The organism is Belnapia sp., from assembly GCF_059504005.1.
This window is the reverse complement of sequence record NZ_JCACHU010000144.1, coordinates 26,330-42,741: the sequence shown is the minus strand read 5'-3', so window position 1 is coordinate 42,741 and position 16,412 is coordinate 26,330. Positions and strand designations below refer to the sequence as shown.

Below are 16,412 nucleotides of genomic sequence, written 5' to 3'. Positions count from 1 at the left end.
ATCGAGGTCCGCGAGCGGTGCCGCGGGCGTCACGCCTTTTGGTTGGACAAGGGTTTTTGTCATTCTCCCACCGCGTCTGAATCCCGATGCGCAGCGGCGGCCCTCCGATCGGCCCTGTCGCTCGGTCACTCCTTGATCCGGGAGAAGAGCGGCCGGTCCGAGGCGCCCTCGTCGAGATCCGAGGCCAGACGGCCGAGCGGCACCTCGAGCCCGCAATCGAGCCCGGCCGCGGTCCAGTCGCGGTGGACCGCGCCACCCAACTGGTCGCGGATGGTCCCCTTCATGACCCGGCTGCCGAAGCCGCGGCGCCCCGGCGGCGCGGCGATGGGCGGGCCGCCCGTCTCGGTCCAGCGGATCCGCAGCAGCCCGGCCGGGTGGTCGAGCACCCAGGAGAGCCGCACCATGCCGCCCGGCACCGAGAGCGCGCCATGCTTGGTCGCATTGGTCGCCAGCTCGTGCAGCGCCATGGAGATCGCCTGCGCCGCGCTCGGCCCGAGCAGCACCGAGGGCCCGTCCAGCGCCACCCGCGGCACCCGCTCCCCATCGCCGGCGCGGGCGGGGAGGAAGGGCGCCAGCTCGCCCTCGGCCAGCTGGAGCAGCCGCGTCCCGGACCAGCGCGCCTGGGCCAGCAGGTTGTGGACCCGGGCGAGGTTGTTCACCCGCCCCTCGACCGCCTGGGCATAGCGGGCGGCATCGTCCTTCGGCGTCAGGCGGAGCGCCGCCTGCACCACGGCAAGCGCATTCTTGGCCCGGTGGTCGACCTCGCGGGCGAGCAGGCGCAGCCGCTCCTCCGCCTCGCGCCGCTCGGTCACGTCCATGCCGACGCCGACCACGCGCAGGGGCCGGCCATCGGCGGGGTCGCGCAGGATGCTGCCACGGCCGTTGATCCAGCGCAGCGCCTGGTCATTCGGCCGGATGATGCGGAACTCCGTCTCCCAGGCGGTGGCGGCGCCGGCGAGCGCCGCCTCCAGCGCCGCCTCCACCCGCGGCCGATCCTCCTCCAAGATGAGGGCGCGCCAAGCCGCGTCGGTCAGCGGCTCATCCGGGTCGGTGCCGTGCAGGCGGTGGCAGCTCTCCGACCAGAACAGCGCCCCGCTCGCCACCTCCCACTCCCAGGAGCCGATGCCGCCCGCCTCCTGGGCCAGGCGCAGCCGCTCCTCGCTCCGCCGCAGGTCCGCCTCGGCCTGGCGCCGCTCGGTCACGTCCTGGATGATGCCGCGGTGGCCGATGAGGCGCCCATCCGCCGCATGGCTCCGTTCGCCGACCGAGAGCAGCCGGCGCTCGGCCCCGTCCGAGGCGCGGCGGATGCGGAATTCGAGCTCCATCGGGTGCGGGCCGTCCGGGTCCATCGCCATCCGCTGCTGCCGCTGCATGGCCTCGCGGTCGTCGGGATGGATCAGCGAGAGGATGAACTGGTCGGTGATCGGGGTGCCGGGCTCGAGGCCCCAGAGCCGGTAGTTCTGGTCCGACCAGCGGATGAGGCCGGTCCGGGCATTCGCATCCCAGGAGCCGATGCCGCCCGCCTCCTGCGCCAGCCGCATCCAGGCCTCGCTGCTGCGCCGCGCCGCCTCCGCCTCATGCTGCGCGGTCACGTCGAGCACCACCGCCATGGTGCGGACCGGCTGGCCCTTGGCGTCGCGCAGCGGGGAGGAGGCGATGCGCACCCATCGCACCGAGCCGTCCGCCCGGACGAAGCGCTTCTCCCCCTCGTAGGAGGGCGCCTCGCCGCGCGCCATGCGCCAGAAACCGTCCAGATCGGCCTCGCGGTCCTCCGGATGGGTGACCTCGGTGAAGGCGAGGCCGATCAGCGCCTCGGCCGGCCGGTCGAGCAGGTCGCAGAAGGCACGGTTGACGCGGAGGAAGCAGCCGGTGGCGCAATCGGTCTGCTGCATGGGCACGGCGGATTGCTCAAAGGCCGCGCGGAACTCCGCCTCGCCGGCGCGCAGCGCGGCGTCGGCCCGCTCCATCGCCTGGCGCAGCTCCTCGAATTCGGCGACGGGGCTGGGCGGCAGGGCGAGCGGCTTCGTCGCCCCGGGCCCGCTCGCCACCGCATCGGCCCGCTGCACCAGGGCGAGGACCGGCCCGCGGATGCGCCGCCCGAGCGCAACCGAGAGGCCGAGGCCGAGGCCGAGGGCAAGCCCGCCGCCGGCGAGGAAGACCAGCAGCGGGCGCAGCCAGCTCAGGCGGTAATCGGTCAGCGGCTTGCCGACGACGACGCTCCAGCCCGCCGCCAGGCGCAGGCGGCGAAAGGCATAGAGCACCGGCATGCCCTCGCCATCGACACCCTGGAACAGGCCGCTCGCCTCGGTCCCGCTGCCGAAGGGCACGGCGACGGTATTGCCGCCCGAGAGGGTCCCGTACTCGTCGGACCGGGCGACGACGCGGTTCTGCGCATCGACGATGGCGACGACGGCGCCGTCGTTCAGCCCCTGGTCGGTAAGGCGGCGGGCCAGCCGCTCCGCCGGGATCACCATCACCACCACCATCTGGGCATCCGGCGTCGCGGCCGCCGCCGCGGCCATCCGCCGGCCGCTGAGCGGACCGTCGAACAGGTGGGAGATGGTTGGCTGGCGGCTGAGCAGGGTCCGCTGGACCATCTCGGCCGCGGCGGGCGGCGTGACCGGGGCCGGCGCCGCACCCTCGGGCTGCATGGTGTTGAGCAACTGCGGGAGGCCCGGCGACGCCTCATGCACCACGACGGCGCCGCCGAGCCGCGTGGTCGCGGTGATCGCCCAGGCGCGGAAGGCGCGGATGTCCTCGAGCTGGAGCAGCGGCGAGCTGGCCAGCGCAAGAACGGCGGTTTGGAGGATCTCGAACTCGCCATCGACCGCCAAGGCCAGGGCGCGGGCGGTATCGCCGAGCCGCTCCTCCGAGGCGGTGCGGTAGAGGCCGGCAAGGTGCCAGGCGGTGGCGCCGCCGAGGGCGAGGCTCGGCAGCAGCACCGCCAGAACCAGCCCAAGCAGATGTCCAGCAAGGCCTATGCGCCCATGATGCTCCAGGGGCGCCCCCTGCCTCCGCATACCGATCCCTCCAGGCGCCTTCGAAGGAACCGATAATGCACCTTACCGGCGGAACGATGCCAGTTGCGATTGCGCCGCCTTGGGCAGGAGCATCGGCAGGATGATGCCGACGCCGATGCCCCAGAAGCCGTTGATCAACACCGAGATCAGCATCCGCATCGGATCGAAGCCGGCGGCCAGGGGCTGGCCCTTCAGCGGCGCGACGACGAACCAGCCGACCAGCGCGGCCAGCAGCCCGAGGCCCAGGCCACTCAGCCAGCCCGGCATCCGCGGCAGGCGCGGCAGCGCCAGAGCATAGGCGGCGCCGTAGAGCCCGGCCCAGAAGCAGAAATTCAGCAGCAGCGGCACGCCGAGCGGGCCGCTCGGCGTCAGCGGGTAGGGCGGGCGCGGCATCCAGCCGACCAGGTAGAGCAGGCCCCACATGCCCTGGTGGAAGGTCAGGACGGCGAGCACCGCTGCCAGGAAGCCAAGCGAGGCACGGACAGGTACGGACATGAGGGATCCTTGTCGGAAAGAGAGCGCCTTACACCCTGGGAGATATGGTGCGGGGCCTCAACGACAATGTCGACGAGGCAGCCCACCGTAGCGCTGGCACCACATCGGTCGAGCCAATTGGCCGGGCCGGCCTGCCGACCGGCTTGGCGTCGCGTCCATGACGTTCGGCGGTGGCCCGGACGGCGCACTGCCAGCCACCGGCATCCTTCGTCGAGGGCGGATCTAACCCGCCCACGAAAGGACGTGCCCGTGGTGCTGTCAGGTTGGCAGGGGGTTTCATCTCCGAGTGGCGCGCCCCAGTCCTCACGACCCGCATCCGGCCGAAAGCGCGGGCCGAAGGTCGCCACCGCTTCTGCGGTGTCCATGACGACATCGATCACCGTGGCCACCCCTCCCTGGATAGGCTTTCCGGCGGCGAGGCGGTCGAGCAACCCTTGCGGGAGTTCCCGCGATGCCCGGCCGCGATGCGCAAGGAGGCGACCAGCAGGACGACGAGAACGGCCCGCACTCCCCAGACGCCTTCGCCGAGAACCATGATCGCCGTCGCTCCCGGGAGGTTACGGGCGGCGGACCCGGCCACCCTGGGATAACCCGGAGGGGGCGTGTAGAAGCGTGGAAAATGAATGGTTTCGTTGCAGACAGCGATCAGGGTGACCGTCTCCTGGCCGACGGCGGGGGCCGCAGGGGGTTCCGGAAATGGAGGTCGCCGACGGGGACGGCGCGGAGGCGTTCGAGGCCGCCCTTGCGGAGGGCGGCTTCGACATGGCCGCCACCGGCCCCCGGATGAGCTGGCCCGACCGGCCCGGGATGCTCCGCTGAAGCAGGGCCCGCCATCCGAAGCAGCGGTCATCATGGTGACCGGGATCGAGGCGCGAGGCCGGACGATGCCGGCGAGCGGGCGCGGCGGCGAGCTGGACCGGCTCTGGCTGGCGGCCATCGTCGAATCCTCGGACGACGCCATCGACAGCAAGACCCTGAACGGCATCGTCACCAGCTGGAACCCGGCGGCCGAGCGCATGCTCGGCTACACGGCCGCGGAGATGGTAGGCCGTCCCATCTCGGTGCTTGCGCCGCCCGGGCTCGAGGACGACATGCCCCGCATGCTCGAACGGATTCGGTGGGGCGAGAGGGTGGCACATTACGAGACGCGCCGCCGCCGCAAGGACGGAACCGTCATCGAGATCTCGCTGACGGTCTCGCCCATTCGGGATGCCTCCGGCGTTGTCGTCGGAGCCTCCAAGATCGCCCGCGACATCACCGGCCGCAAGCGGGCGGAGGAGGCGCTGCGCGAGGGAGAGACGCGGTTTCGGGCGATCTTCGAGCAGGCGGCGGTCGGGATGGCGCAGGTGGCCCCGGACGGCACTTGGCTGCGGGTCAACCAGCGCCTGTGCGACATCCTTGGCTACCCGCGGGAGGAGATGCTGCGGCTGACCTTCCAGGATCTCACGCACCCGGAGGACCTCGACGCCGAACTGCACCAGATGCGCGCCCTGCTCGCGGGCGATGGCGGCAGCTACCAACTGGAGAAGCGCTACCTCGCCAAGGGCGGCGCCGTGGTCTGGGCCCTGCTGACCGTCGCACTCGTGCGAGATCGGGACGGCGCGCCTGCCTACTTCATCTCCGTCGTCGAGGACATCTCCGCGCGCAAGAGGGCCGAGGAGGCGCTGCGCGAGAGCGAGCAGCGCTTCCGCGCCCTGCTTGAGAACTTGCCGCGCATGATGTGGGTGGCCGGGCTGGGCGGCGCGGTCGAGTACTTCAACGCCGCCTGGCGGGACTACACGGGGTGCCCGGCCAGCCTGCCGGACCTGTCTTGGGCCGAGGTCATGCACCCGGACGACCGCGAGGCCCACTTCCGCCTGCGCGCGCGGGCGATCGCCGCGGGCGAACCCTACGAGTCCGACGTCCGCCTGCGCCAGAGGGACGGCCAGTACCGCTGGCACGCCAGCCGGGTGGCGCCGCTGCGGCGCGACGGCGAGGTCTATGCCTGGGTCGGCACCGCGACCGACATCGACGACATCCGCCGGATGGCGGCGGTGCTGGAGCAGCGCGTCGAGGAACGCACCCGCAGGCTGGCCGAAGTGAACGCCGAGCTGGAGACATTCGCCTACTCCGTCGCCCACGACCTGCGCGCCCCTGCGCAGCATGCGCGGCTTCGGCCAGGCCTTGCTCGAGGACTATGGCGACCGCTTCGACGACACCGGGCGGGATTTCGCCAGCCGCATCGTCGGCGGTGCCGACCGGCTGGACGGCCTCATCGACGACCTGCTGGCCTACTCGCGCCTGGCGCGCAAGGAGATCCGCCCGGAGCCGGTCGACCTCGGAGGAGTTGTCGGGCGGGTCCTGGACCAGCTGCGCGGCACCATCGCGGAGACGGGTGCCGAGGTGACGGTCGAGGATTCCCTCCCCCTCGTCCTTGGCCAGCACTCGATCCTGAACCAGGTGCTGCTGAACCTCGTCGGCAACGGCCTCAAATTCGTCGCGCCGGGCGTCCGGCCTCGGGTGCGGATCATGGCCGAGCGCCGGGACGCCGCGGTGCGCGTCACGGTCGGGGACAACGGGATCGGCTTCGGGGCGCAGCACGATGACCGGGTGTTCAGGATCTTCGAGCGCCTGCAAGGAACGCAATCGCCCTATCCGGGCACCGGCATCGGGCTGGCCATCGTCAAGAAGGGCATCGAGCGCCTGGGCGGGCGCGTCGGGGTGGAGACGCAGCCCGGCCGGGGCAGCCGGTTCTGGTTCGAGCTCCCAGGGGCGGAGGGGCGGAATGCAGAGCGGTGAGCCGAAAGCCTTCCCGGTCCTGGTGGTCGAGGACAACCCCGACGACGTGCTGTTCATCCGGCGCGCCTTCACCAAGGCGAAGCTCGCCAACCCCCTGCGATTCGCCAGGAACGGCGAGGAGGCGGTGGCCTACCTCATGGGCCAGGGCGCCTACGCCGACCGCAACGCGTACCCTCTTCCCCTGCTCATTCTGCTCGACCTCAAGCTGCCCCGCATGTCGGGGCTGGAGGTGCTGGAATGGCGCAGGCGGCAGGCCCCGCAGCTGCAGCGCATCCCGGTGGTGGTGCTGACCTCGTCACGGGAGACCGACGACGTGAACCGCGCCTACGAGCTGGGTGCCAACACCTACCTCATGAAGCCGGTGGCCCTCGACGGCCTGCTTGGGCTGGTGAAGCAGCTCGGCGTCTACTGGATGCTGCTGGCGGAGATGCCCGACCCCGCCGCGCCATAGGCTCCAGCGGGCGGGGCCTGCGCCCGGGTCAGCGGCGGCGCCCCAGGCTTGTGGGCGGGGCCAGGGTGCGGCGGGCCACATCGGCGAGCGGAACACCCTGCCACGCCTGTCGTGTGAGCAGGTCGTGCGCGGCGGCCAGGGCCGCCAAGCGGGCCTGGAACGCGGCCCGGAAGTCCGCCGCCTCGCCTCCCCGCGCGGTCTGGGCGAAAATCGCCTGGACGGAGGCCAGCGTGTTCTTCACGCGGTGGTTCAGCTCCCGCAGCAGAAGCCGCTGGCCCGCCTCGGCCTCCTTCGCCGCGGTCACGTCGCGCGCCAGCCCGGCCGCCCGGCGCACCCGACTCTCCTCGTCGCGCATGGGGAAGCCGATGTCGCGCACCCAGCCCACCTGCCCATCGGCGGGTCGGAGGATGCGGTAATCGGTGTCGACCACCGCGCCCGTGAGCGCGGTGGGGAGCGCCTCCAGCACCCGCGCGCGGTCTTCCGGGTGCAGCATCCCCGCCCAGCGCCCAAGGTCGCCCATGACCTCGGCCCGAGGGGCACCCCAGACCGCCTCGAAGGGCGGGCTGAGGTATTCGAGGCGCCGGGTCTCGGCGTCGACCACCCAGAGCACGTCAGCCGTGGCCTCGGCGAAGCCGCGGAAGCGCGCCTCGCTCTCGCGCAGCACCGCCTCGGCGCGCCGGGCCCCCTCGACATCGGTGGTCGTGCCGAACCAGAGCTCGGAGACGCCTTCCCGACCCTGCAGCGGCAGGCCACGGGTTTCGAACCGCTCGCAGGAGCCGTCGAGGCCGCACAGCCGGTGCTCGACCCAGCAGCTCGCCGGTGTCCAAGGCGGCGCGCCAGGCCTGCAGCACGCAGTCGCGGTCCTCCGGGTGGACGGGGTCAAGCCAGCGGAATTTAGCCGCCTCCTTCGCGGGCTGGCCCGCATATTCGGTCCAGCGCCGGTTGGCGTATTGCCAGGCGCCCCCCGGATGGGAGCTCCAGACGAGGTAGGGCATGGTGTCGGTGGCGGCGCGCAGCATGGCGTTGGCGTCCGCCAGCTCGGCGGTGCGCTCCGCCACGCGCCGCTCGAGCTGCTGGTTGGCGCGTGCGAGGGCAACGTTCTCCTGGGTCAGCTCCTCCCCCTGCGCCCGCAGCTCCTCGTTGGCGACGTGCAGCTGCTCGGCGAGGGTTTGCACCTCCGCATTCGGCATCTCGGCCCTGTCCAGCCTGCCCTGCGCCTCACTGTCATGACGAGCGAGCTTGCGCTCTGCCTCCTCCAGCCTGGCCCGCAGGGCCTCCGCCTCGACCTCGACGTGCCAGCGCCCGTCCCGGCTCGAGCGGAGTTCCACGGCCATGGCGTCGCGCTCGCGGATGGCGGCGGCGGCCTCGGCGCGCGTGTCCTCGGCCGTGACGAGGGCCTGCTCCATCTCGTCGCCCGCCCGCCTCCGGGACGAGATTGCTCCGGGTCGGTCGGGGAGCCCGACGAGCCTCCTCTTGATGTCGTCATTCCAGCGCCGCCGCCTTGACATCGTCGAGAACGGCATCAAGCAGCGCATGGTTCGTCCCACCCACTTCCGGAACCGGACGTAGACGCGCCGTCCATGGCCATGGCGAGACGGGCCGCCAGCTGTTACACGTTTTGCTTGATGCAACTCCGCGGACCTCCATCGCTGAGGGCATTGCTGGCCCTCGCCTTCGCCAGCGTCGCGCTGCTGGCCGCGGCTTCCGCCGCGCTGCTCGGCGGCGCCGAGCTCGGCCGCCGCCTGCAGGAGCGCGAGGCGGAGGAGGTGGCCGGCTTCGCGCGCCAGCTCGCCGACACCCTGGACCGCGGCATCGACCTGCGCCTGCGCGGCCTCGGCGCGGCAGGCGACCTTCCGGCCTTGAGGCGCCCGGAGGCGAGCCCGGAAGAGCGTCGGGCCGTCCTCGACGCCGTGCAGCAGGCCAATCCGGAGTACGCCATCGCCGCCTTCATGGCGCCGGACGGCCGCGTGGTCGCCGACAGCCGCGGCGCCTTCGAGGGGGCCGACGCCTCCGGGCGGGAGTTCTTCCGGATCGGACGCGAGCGGCCCTACGTGGCCGATGTCCGCGACGCCATCCTGCTGGCCAGGCTCATGGGCGAGACGCCCTTCGGCAGGCCGCACCGCTTCCTCGACCTGGCGGTGCCCGTCCGCGCGCCGGGCGGCGAGCTGGTCGGGGTCCTCGGCGCCCACCTCTCGGTCGAATGGGCGCGCGAGGTGAAACAGTCATTCGCCGAGATGCTAGGCGCGGCGAACCTGGCGGACGCCCTCGTGCTGTCGCGCGAGGGCCGGGTCCTGATCGGGCCGCCCGAGCTCGAGGGCCATTCTGTCCCGGTTGAGCCTGGCCTCCGGCGCTGGCCGGATGGTCGCGCCTATGTCGCGGGCATCGCGGCCAGTAAGGGGTACGGGACCTTCCCCGGCCTCGGCTGGACGGTCCTGGTCCGGCAGGACGCCGCCGCGGCGCTTGCCCCGCTTGAGCGGCTGCGGCACCGCATCCTGCTCTGGGGATTGCTCGCGGCCGCCCTGGCCGGCGTTGCCGGGTGGGTGCTGGCCGTGGCCATCGCCCGTCCGCAGGAGGCGCTGGCCGCGGCGGCTAGGCGCGCCGAGGCGGGCGGCGAAGCCACGGCCTTCGGCACCACGGCCGGCTGGTACCGGGAGGCCCGCGAGACCGCGACCTCGCTGGCGGCCATGGTCGCCGGGATGCGCCGGGGCGAGGCGGCGCTGCGGGAGGGCGAGGAGCGGCTCCGCGTGGCGCTGGAGGCAGGCGGCCTCGGCACCTGGGAGACCGACCTCGGGACCGGGCGGACCCGGTGGGATGCGCGGCTGGCGGCGATGCTGGGCCTGCCGCCCGAGCCTATCGAGGTCGAAGGCGAGCGCCTGGCGGGGTTCATCCACCCCGAGGACCGCCAGCGCGCCGCCCGGAACTTCGCGGCGGCCGAGCTGTCCGGCTCCCCCTATGCGAGCGAGTTCCGCGGCCTGACGGCAGCGGGGGAGACGCGCTGGTTCGCCAGCCGCGGCCTGGTGCTAGGCGGGAAGGATGGGGCTCGACGCGCGATCGGCGTGGTCCGCGACGTGACCGAGCGCAGGCGCCGAGAGGAGGCGTTGCGCGAGGTCCTCGCCGCGCGCGAGCTGCTGCAGCGCGAGGCGGACCATCGCATCAAGAACAGCCTGCAGTTGGTGGGCAGCCTGCTGCGGATGCACCGCAGCCGGGTGGACGACCCGGAGGCCGTCGCGGCGCTCGGCGACGCCATCGGCCGGGTGGATGCGGTGGCGCAGGCGCACCTGGCCCTGCAGCAAAGCCATGACCTGCGCACCGTCGACCTTGGGCAGATGGTGCAGCAGCTTTGCGCGCGGTTCGGCCAGCTCAACCCCCACGTCACCTCCCGCTGCGGCGCCGAGGGCGGGCTGGAGCTGGACGCGGAACGCGCCATTCCGCTCTGCCTGGTGGTGGGCGAGTTGCTGACCAACGCGCTGCGGCACGCCTACCCGCCCGGCATTGGGGGATCCGTGTCGGTGGTGCGATGGCGGCCGGCGGCGTGCTGACCGTGACCGTCGCCGACCGGGGCGCGGGCATGACGCCGGGGGCGGGGCCGCCCGGCCTCGGCTCGACCGTGGTGCAGGCGCTCTCGCGGCAGATCGGAGCCGAACTCGCCACGCGCTCCGCCCCAGGCCAGGGCACCACGGTCACCCTGCGCCTGCCGCTGCACGCGGACGCGCTGCCGGATCCCGGTAGCGGCGGCGAGCCGTCCGAGGTTCCCGCGGGCCTTGGGACATGAGCCGGGTCCGGGGGGCAGAACCATTCCGCCGCGACTCGCTCCGAAGCCATCTCCGGCAGTTCCAGGGCGGGCCTCGTTGGTATTGAATGCCGTCTGATCCGAAGGGCGGACGCATTCCGTGACAGGCCGGCCGGCTCCAGACCTGCCGTTCCGCTTGCGTCGAGGGCTGGCTTCGCCTTTACAGCCGAGCTTTGTTGGATGAGGGGGCAGGGCCCCAGAGCTGGGGTTCCGGATGGACGATACGCTCACCCGCAATGCCTCGGTCATGGGGCGTGGACCCCCAGCCGCAGGGGGCGGCAAGCGCCAGCCCGGCCTGCGGACCTACCTGCTGGCCCTCGTCCTCGCGGTGCTGGTCCCAGCCCTGTCCGTGGCGGGAGCGGCGGCCTGGAACCTCGCGGACAGCTACCGCCGGAGCTTCGAGGCGTGGCTGACGGACACCTCGCAGGCCCTGGCCATGTTCCTCGACAGCGAGATTCGGACCCATCTTGCCGCCGTCACCGCCCTGGCTGCATCTCCACTGCTCGAACGGGACGACCTCGCCGCCTTCGACACCTGGGCCCGCGAGGTGAGCGCGTCGACCGGCGGCTGGGTCGTGGTGAACGACGCCGCCCCGGGTCACCAGCAGCAGCTGAATACCGCCCTGCCGGCCGGTGCGGCGATGCCGCCGCCCTCGCCGCCGGGCGAGGGTGCCTGGGACGTCATCCGGCGCGCCATCGATACCAGGAGGCCCGCGGTGTCCGACTACTTCGTCGGGCGCCGAGCTGGTCGACCCCTAGTCGCCGTCGCGGCGCCCGCCCTGCAGCAGGGCCGGGTCACGCGCGTCGTCGTGCTGGTCCTGGACCCGGCGGTGCTTTCGGCGCGGCTTCTCTCCATGCGGTCATCGGATGGTGCCTTCGTCTCCGTCGCTGACGGACAGGGCCGTATCGTCGCCCGCACGCGTGAGCAGGAGCGGTTCCTGGGGACGGTGCCGCCCAGCCGGGGCGTCTCCGCGGCAGAGCGCGAGCGGGGCAGCTTTCGCGCCCGGTCTGCGAACGGGCAGGACTCGCTCTACGCCGTCCGGCCCATTCGGGAGGCGCCCGGCTGGACCGTGGCCGTGGCCGAGCCCTACGCCCGCTATCGGGCCAGTTGGCTCGGGCCGCTGGCCGCTCTGGTTGGAGGAGGATTGGTGGCATTGGGGGTGGGCCTTGCCGTGGCGGCCCGGCTGGCGCGCCGGATTCTCCGCCCTGTCGAGGCGCTGGTCCAAAGGGCCGAGAGTTCCGCCGCCGATGGAGGCGTGCCCGGAACCCGGCCGCGGGCGGTGCCGGGTGCGGCCGTCGCCGAGTTCGAGGCCCTGCGGGTGGCCAGCGAGCGGGCCGAGCAGGCGCTGGCCGCCCGCGAGGCGGACTTCCGCGCGATCTTCGAAACCGCCGCGGCGGGCGTCGCGGAGATCGATGTCCGGACCCGCCGCTACCTCCGGGTCAACCGGCGCTTCTGCGAGATCGCCGGACGCGCCGAGGACGAGCTGGTGGGCAGGCTCGGCCCCGAGCAGGTCATCCATCCCGAGGACAGGGGCCGCATCCCGTCGGCCTCGGCGATGGAGCTCGGCAAAGCGGCCGAGGGGGAGCTCCGGCTGGTGCAGGGTGACGGGACGGTGGTCTGGCTGCGTGTGAGCGCCAGTGTCTCCGCCCGGGACAGCCAGGGACGGCCGCTGCGTGCCGTCAGCGTGGTCCAGGACGTGACCGGACGGCGGCGGGCCGAGGATGCGCGTGCGTTGCTGGCGCGCGAAGTCGACCACCGCGCCAAGAACGTGCTCGCGGTCGTGCAGGCGGCGCTCCGGCTCACCCCGAAGCACGACGCGGCATCCTACGCCCGCGCCGTCGAGGGCCGGGTGTCCGCCCTGGCCCGTGCGCATACGCTGCTGGCGGACGCGCAGTGGTCGGGCGCCGACCTGCGAACCTTGGCCAAGGCCGAGCTGAAGGCATTCCTTCCGACCCCGGGCCGGGAGCCGGCCACCGCTCCGTCCGCAGGGCTGGCGGGGCCACCGGTGGTCCTGTCGCCTGGCGCCACCCAGCCGGTCTCGGTGGTGCTGCACGAGCTGGCGACCAACGCGGTCAAGCATGGTGCGCTGTCGGCCGAGGGCGGGCGCGTGGAGTTGGGATGGTCGATCGACGAGGCCGCCGGCCTCCTCCGCATCACCTGGGTGGAACGGGGCGGCCCGCCGGTCCCTGGGCCGCCGGAACGTGGAGGTTTCGGCTCGCGGTTCATCGAGGCGACCGTGACGGATCAACTCGGTGGCGCGGTGCGGAGGTCCTGGGAGGCTGCCGGGTTGCGCTGCGACATCGAGGTGCCGCTTGGACGGGTCCTTGCCCGAGAGGGCGCCGCGTGACTGGGGTGGGTAGCGATGCCGTGACATCGCAGTCCATGTCATGGGTTTCGGCGGGAAAACCCCAAACTTTGGCTACAGGGAGTTGAGGAATCCGGACCGTCTCCTTTTTTGGTTGAAACTTCGCTTATTGTTTAACATCACATTGCGGCGAGACAGCGAACCGTTTACAGTTCCGAGAGGCACGGCTGAGCCGAGGTTTCGCAATGGGGCACGGACGGCATTTCGCGGCGCCTAAGTTGGAAGCGGCAAGCCTTTCAGCGCTGGCGGGCTTTGGCGGGCCCGCGGCAGCGCCCGGTCCAGCGGCCGTGGCGTCCAGGCCCGCCTTATCCTCCGCCTCGTGGCGTGCGCCACTGACCAAGGCAGGCTCGCGTAATCCCACCCTGCTGGGGCAGCTGACACAACTCGTCGCCACCCTGTCCCTGCTGCTGGTCCTGCTCGGGGTGGTCGGGCTCTGGGTCCAGGGCCGTGCCGACCGCAGCCGGGCGGAGGCGCAGCTCGTCGAGCAGGCGCGCACCCTGGCCTGGCTCGTGGACCGGGAGTTCGAGCGGACCCAGGATGCCGCCCGGGTGCTCGCCGCCTCGGGCGTCCTCGCTCGCGGCGACCTGGAAACCTTCAGCCGCGACCTGCGCGCCGCCAGCGAGCTGCTGTCGACCGGGCTCCCGGCGGGCACGCCACCGGCGCGGGTCGGGCTTGTCGGCTTGGATGGATACCGCAGGCTCGACACCTGGGCGGCCGATGGCCAGGGGGCTGACGGCCAAGGCGGTGGGCAGCGCGGCTCGCCCGCCGCGCTTGCGTCCATCGCCACGGGGGACGCGCAGGTCTCGGACCTCATCGCCGGACCACGTGACGCCGTCCCGATCATTGCCGTCGCCGTGCCGGTCCTGGCATCCGCGCCCGATCCACAGGGACGGCGCCCGGTCATCGGCTCCATCGGTGCCACGGTCCCCCGCGAGCGGCTCCTGGCCATCGTGTCCGAGCCCGAGCTGGTCTCGGGCGGCATCGCCTCGGTCCATGACCGCAGCGGCGCCATCGTCGCACGGTCCAGCCGGGACGCCGAGACGGTTGGCATGCTCCCCGTTCCCGCCGTGCTCGACGCGATGCGCGGCGGCAAGGCCGCCTTCGCATTGCGCGGCGTCCGGACACTGGAAGGCGAACCCGCGACCGTTGCCCTGGCCCGGGCGCCCCGGAGCGGGTTCACCGTCAAGCTGGACATCCCGGAGCGGGTGCTCTTCGCGCCGATCCGCACCTCGCTGCTGCGGAGTGCTGCGGTTGGGGCGGCGGCGCTGGCGCTGGCACTCGCCGTCGCGTCCCTGATGGCGCGCCGCATCGTCGGCGCCTTCGCCCGCGTGCCCGGCGCAGCCGCGTCGGCGGCGCGCGGCGAGTCAGCGGTGGCGCTCGGGTTGCACGAGGCGGACGAGCTCGCCGCGTCGCTTGCCTCGACGCTGGCCGAGCGGGAGAGGGTGGCGGCGGACGCGCGGGCGTTGTTCGAGACCAGCCCCGTCGGCGTCTTCATCGCCGACACCGGCGGCCGCGTGCATTCCGCCAACGCCTCTTTCCTGGCCATGGTCGGGCGCACCCATGCCGGCGGAGGTGCTTGGCGGTGGGACGAGATCACGCCCAGGGAGTGGTTCCCGAGCGACGAGGCGGCGATGGCCGAAGCCCTTGCCTCCGGGCGCTGCACACCCTTCGAGAAGGAATACCTGCGGCCCGACGGCACCCGCGTGCCGGTGCTGGTCTCCTTTGGCCTGATCGATCGGCAGGCCGGCCTCGTCGCGGCCTTCGTCATGGACCTCGGCGAGCGCAAGGCGGCCGAGCGGGCGCTGCGGGACAGCGAGGCGCGGTTCCGCGCGCTGGCCGACGCCATGCCGCAGCTGGTCTGGTCCGCCCGGCGCGATGGCTCGCCCGACTACGCCAACGCCCGGTGGCGGGAGTTCCTGGAGGATGCCGGGGCTTCGCCCGGGGCGCAGAGCTGGCGCGACCGGGTCCATCCCGATGACCTGCGTAACGTCCGCGCGCGCTGGCGGGAGGCGCTGCGGACCGGCGCGCCCTACGAGGCCGAGTGCCGCCTCCGCCGCCGCGACGGCGCCCATGTCTGGGTTCTCGCCCGCGCCTTGCCCATCCGGGACGCGGCGGGCCGCGTGGCCCGCTGGTTCGGCACCTGCACCGACATCAGCGAGATCGTGGCGGCCCGCGAGGTGCTGGCGCGCGACAAGGCGGAGCTGGAGCGCCTGGCGACGGAGCGTGCGCGGGAGCTGCACGAGACCCAGTCGCGGCTCGCGCAGGCCAAGCGCGTCGAGGCGCTGGGGCAGCTGGCGGGCGGCATCGCGCATGACGTGAACAATGTGCTCCAGGCCGTGCAGAGCGGCGCCGGGCTCCTCCTGCGCGACCCGGAGGATCCGGAGGAGGTGCGGCGCCTGGCCAGCATGGTCGTGGGCGCCGCCCAACGCGGTGCCGCCGTGACCCATCGCCTGCTGACCTTTTCCCGCGGTGGCGAGCTCCGGGCCGCGCCCGTCGACGCAGGGGAGCTACTGGGGGGCCTGCGCGACATGCTGGCGCACACCCTCGGGGCCAATATCGAGGTCCGGCTCGAGGTGCCGTCCGGCTTGCCGCCGCTGCTGGCGGACCGGGGGCAGCTGGAGACCGTGCTCGTCAACCTCGCCACCAATGCGCGCGACGCCATGCCCGGCGGCGGCTGCCTTACCCTCAGGGCCGGCTTGGACCTGGGGGAGGGCGGTCGGGTGCAGCTGTCCGTCGCGGACACCGGCCTCGGCATGGACGAGGCCACGCTGTCGCGGGTCCTGGAGCCCTTCTTCACCACCAAGGCCGCAGGCAAGGGCACCGGCCTTGGGCTGGCGATGGCCAGGGAGTTCGCCGAGCACAGCGGCGGAAGCCTGGGGATCGAAAGCGGGCCCGGGCGGGGCACAGTCGTCACCATCCGGTTGCCGGTCGCCGAGGCGCCGCCGGCCGCCCAGCAGCCCCCGGCACCGGGCGCTTCCGTGCGGGCTGGACCTCCGGGGCGGATCCTCCTCGTCGACGACGAGGAGCTCGTCCGGGAGACGGTTGCCGAGGAGCTGGAGGCCATCGGGCACACGGTGCTCCCGGTTCGATCGGGGGCCGAGGCACTCTGCCTGCTCGACGCAGGCGCGCCGTTCGACCTCGTCATGTCCGATCTCTCGATGCCCGGCATGGACGGCATGACCCTGATCCGGGAGGCGCGGCGCCGGAGGCCGGGCTTGCCTGCCATCCTCCTGACGGGAATGGATCCGACCGAGGTTGCGGTTGAGGACGCGGGCGGCGCCCTGGTGCTGCTGCGGAAGCCGATAGGAAGCGAGCGTCTGGCCGAAGGCGTCGCCGTATCGCTCGCGGCGTCGCTGGGTGGAGGTTCGCCGTCAGCCGGGACCGCAGCCTCGGAACGATACCGGTCAGGTTGAGAGCAACTGACCAAACCTCCGCTGTGCGCCGCAGGCTCGCTTGGGATCGATGGCAGGATGGCCTCGGCCGCCCGCCGGGAGCACAGCGTCCCGGCAGGAG

At 72.8% G+C, this 16,412-nt stretch carries 11 protein-coding genes and 1 pseudogene; 8 read left to right on the top strand and 4 right to left on the bottom strand.

The window, feature by feature from the left end:
* Positions 1-125 precede the first annotated feature (125 nt).
* Together AC5JJ1_RS20515 and AC5JJ1_RS20510 are read right to left on the bottom strand one after the other, a co-directional pair.
* A complete protein-coding gene (locus AC5JJ1_RS20515) occupies positions 126-2,942 on the bottom strand; it encodes a PAS domain-containing protein (RefSeq protein WP_495786970.1) in 2,817 nt (938 codons plus the stop codon).
* Positions 2,943-3,062: 120 nt separating this feature from the next.
* Positions 3,063-3,515, bottom strand: coding sequence for a hypothetical protein (locus AC5JJ1_RS20510; RefSeq protein WP_495786969.1), 453 nt, complete (start codon positions 3,513-3,515; stop codon positions 3,063-3,065).
* A 696-nt stretch (positions 3,516-4,211) separates the two neighbouring features.
* Here AC5JJ1_RS20510 and AC5JJ1_RS20505 point away from each other — a divergent pair.
* The 4 genes and pseudogenes from AC5JJ1_RS20505 to AC5JJ1_RS20490 all read left to right on the top strand — a co-directional run bounded on the left by AC5JJ1_RS20505 (position 4,212) and on the right by AC5JJ1_RS20490 (position 6,744).
* Positions 4,212-4,334, top strand: a complete 123-nt coding sequence (locus tag AC5JJ1_RS20505) for a hypothetical protein (protein WP_495786968.1) — start codon at positions 4,212-4,214, stop codon at positions 4,332-4,334.
* Positions 4,335-4,366: 32 nt separating this feature from the next.
* A pseudogene (locus AC5JJ1_RS20500) lies at positions 4,367-5,533 on the top strand (PAS domain-containing protein); the annotation flags it as partial.
* 124 nt (positions 5,534-5,657) lie between these two features.
* Positions 5,658-6,293, top strand: a complete 636-nt coding sequence (locus AC5JJ1_RS20495; protein WP_495786967.1) for a sensor histidine kinase — start codon at positions 5,658-5,660, stop codon at positions 6,291-6,293.
* Entirely contained in the window at positions 6,280-6,744 is a 465-nt protein-coding gene (locus AC5JJ1_RS20490; RefSeq protein WP_495786966.1) for a response regulator, read from the top strand. Before AC5JJ1_RS20495 ends, AC5JJ1_RS20490 begins: the two co-directional genes overlap by 14 nt.
* A 28-nt stretch (positions 6,745-6,772) precedes the next feature.
* Here AC5JJ1_RS20490 and AC5JJ1_RS20485 read toward each other — a convergent pair whose 3' ends face one another.
* Both AC5JJ1_RS20485 and AC5JJ1_RS20480 read right to left on the bottom strand, forming a co-directional pair.
* Positions 6,773-7,408: an HWE histidine kinase domain-containing protein gene (locus tag AC5JJ1_RS20485; RefSeq protein WP_495786965.1), complete on the bottom strand. Its 636-nt coding sequence runs from the start codon at positions 7,406-7,408 to the stop codon at positions 6,773-6,775.
* Positions 7,356-8,150: a hypothetical protein gene (locus AC5JJ1_RS20480; protein ID WP_495786964.1), complete on the bottom strand. Its 795-nt coding sequence runs from the start codon at positions 8,148-8,150 to the stop codon at positions 7,356-7,358. The genes AC5JJ1_RS20485 and AC5JJ1_RS20480 overlap by 53 nt, the downstream gene beginning before the upstream one ends.
* Before the next feature lie 219 nt (positions 8,151-8,369).
* Between AC5JJ1_RS20480 and AC5JJ1_RS20475 the strand changes: the two genes are divergently transcribed.
* The 4 genes from AC5JJ1_RS20475 to AC5JJ1_RS20460 all read left to right on the top strand — a co-directional run bounded on the left by AC5JJ1_RS20475 (position 8,370) and on the right by AC5JJ1_RS20460 (position 16,312).
* Positions 8,370-10,283 (top strand): sensor histidine kinase, encoded by a 1,914-nt coding sequence (locus AC5JJ1_RS20475; protein WP_495786963.1) that lies wholly within the window; start codon positions 8,370-8,372, stop codon positions 10,281-10,283.
* Positions 10,277-10,516: an ATP-binding protein gene (locus AC5JJ1_RS20470; RefSeq protein WP_495786962.1), complete on the top strand. Its 240-nt coding sequence runs from the start codon at positions 10,277-10,279 to the stop codon at positions 10,514-10,516. The genes AC5JJ1_RS20475 and AC5JJ1_RS20470 overlap by 7 nt, the downstream gene beginning before the upstream one ends.
* Positions 10,517-10,748: 232 nt before the next feature.
* Entirely contained in the window at positions 10,749-12,881 is a 2,133-nt protein-coding gene (locus AC5JJ1_RS20465; protein ID WP_495786961.1) for an HWE histidine kinase domain-containing protein, read from the top strand.
* Positions 12,882-13,186: 305 nt separating this feature from the next.
* Positions 13,187-16,312, top strand: coding sequence for a PAS domain S-box protein (locus tag AC5JJ1_RS20460; protein ID WP_495786960.1), 3,126 nt, complete (start codon positions 13,187-13,189; stop codon positions 16,310-16,312).
* Positions 16,313-16,412: the final 100 nt, after the last annotated feature.

Excerpts from the sequence above, each read along its gene's own strand:
- AC5JJ1_RS20505 (WP_495786968.1), top strand. The coding sequence starts at position 4,212 with ATGGAGGTCGCCGACGGGGACGGCGCGGAGGCGTTCGAGGCCGCCCTT.
- AC5JJ1_RS20475 (WP_495786963.1), top strand. The coding sequence starts at position 8,370 with ATGCAACTCCGCGGACCTCCATCGCTGAGGGCATTGCTGGCCCTCGCC.
- AC5JJ1_RS20490 (WP_495786966.1), top strand. The coding sequence starts at position 6,280 with ATGCAGAGCGGTGAGCCGAAAGCCTTCCCGGTCCTGGTGGTCGAGGAC.
- AC5JJ1_RS20510 (WP_495786969.1), bottom strand. The coding sequence starts at position 3,515 with ATGTCCGTACCTGTCCGTGCCTCGCTTGGCTTCCTGGCAGCGGTGCTC.
- AC5JJ1_RS20495 (WP_495786967.1), top strand. The coding sequence starts at position 5,658 with ATGCGCGGCTTCGGCCAGGCCTTGCTCGAGGACTATGGCGACCGCTTC.
- AC5JJ1_RS20480 (WP_495786964.1), bottom strand. The coding sequence starts at position 8,150 with ATGGAGCAGGCCCTCGTCACGGCCGAGGACACGCGCGCCGAGGCCGCC.
- AC5JJ1_RS20465 (WP_495786961.1), top strand. The coding sequence starts at position 10,749 with ATGGACGATACGCTCACCCGCAATGCCTCGGTCATGGGGCGTGGACCC.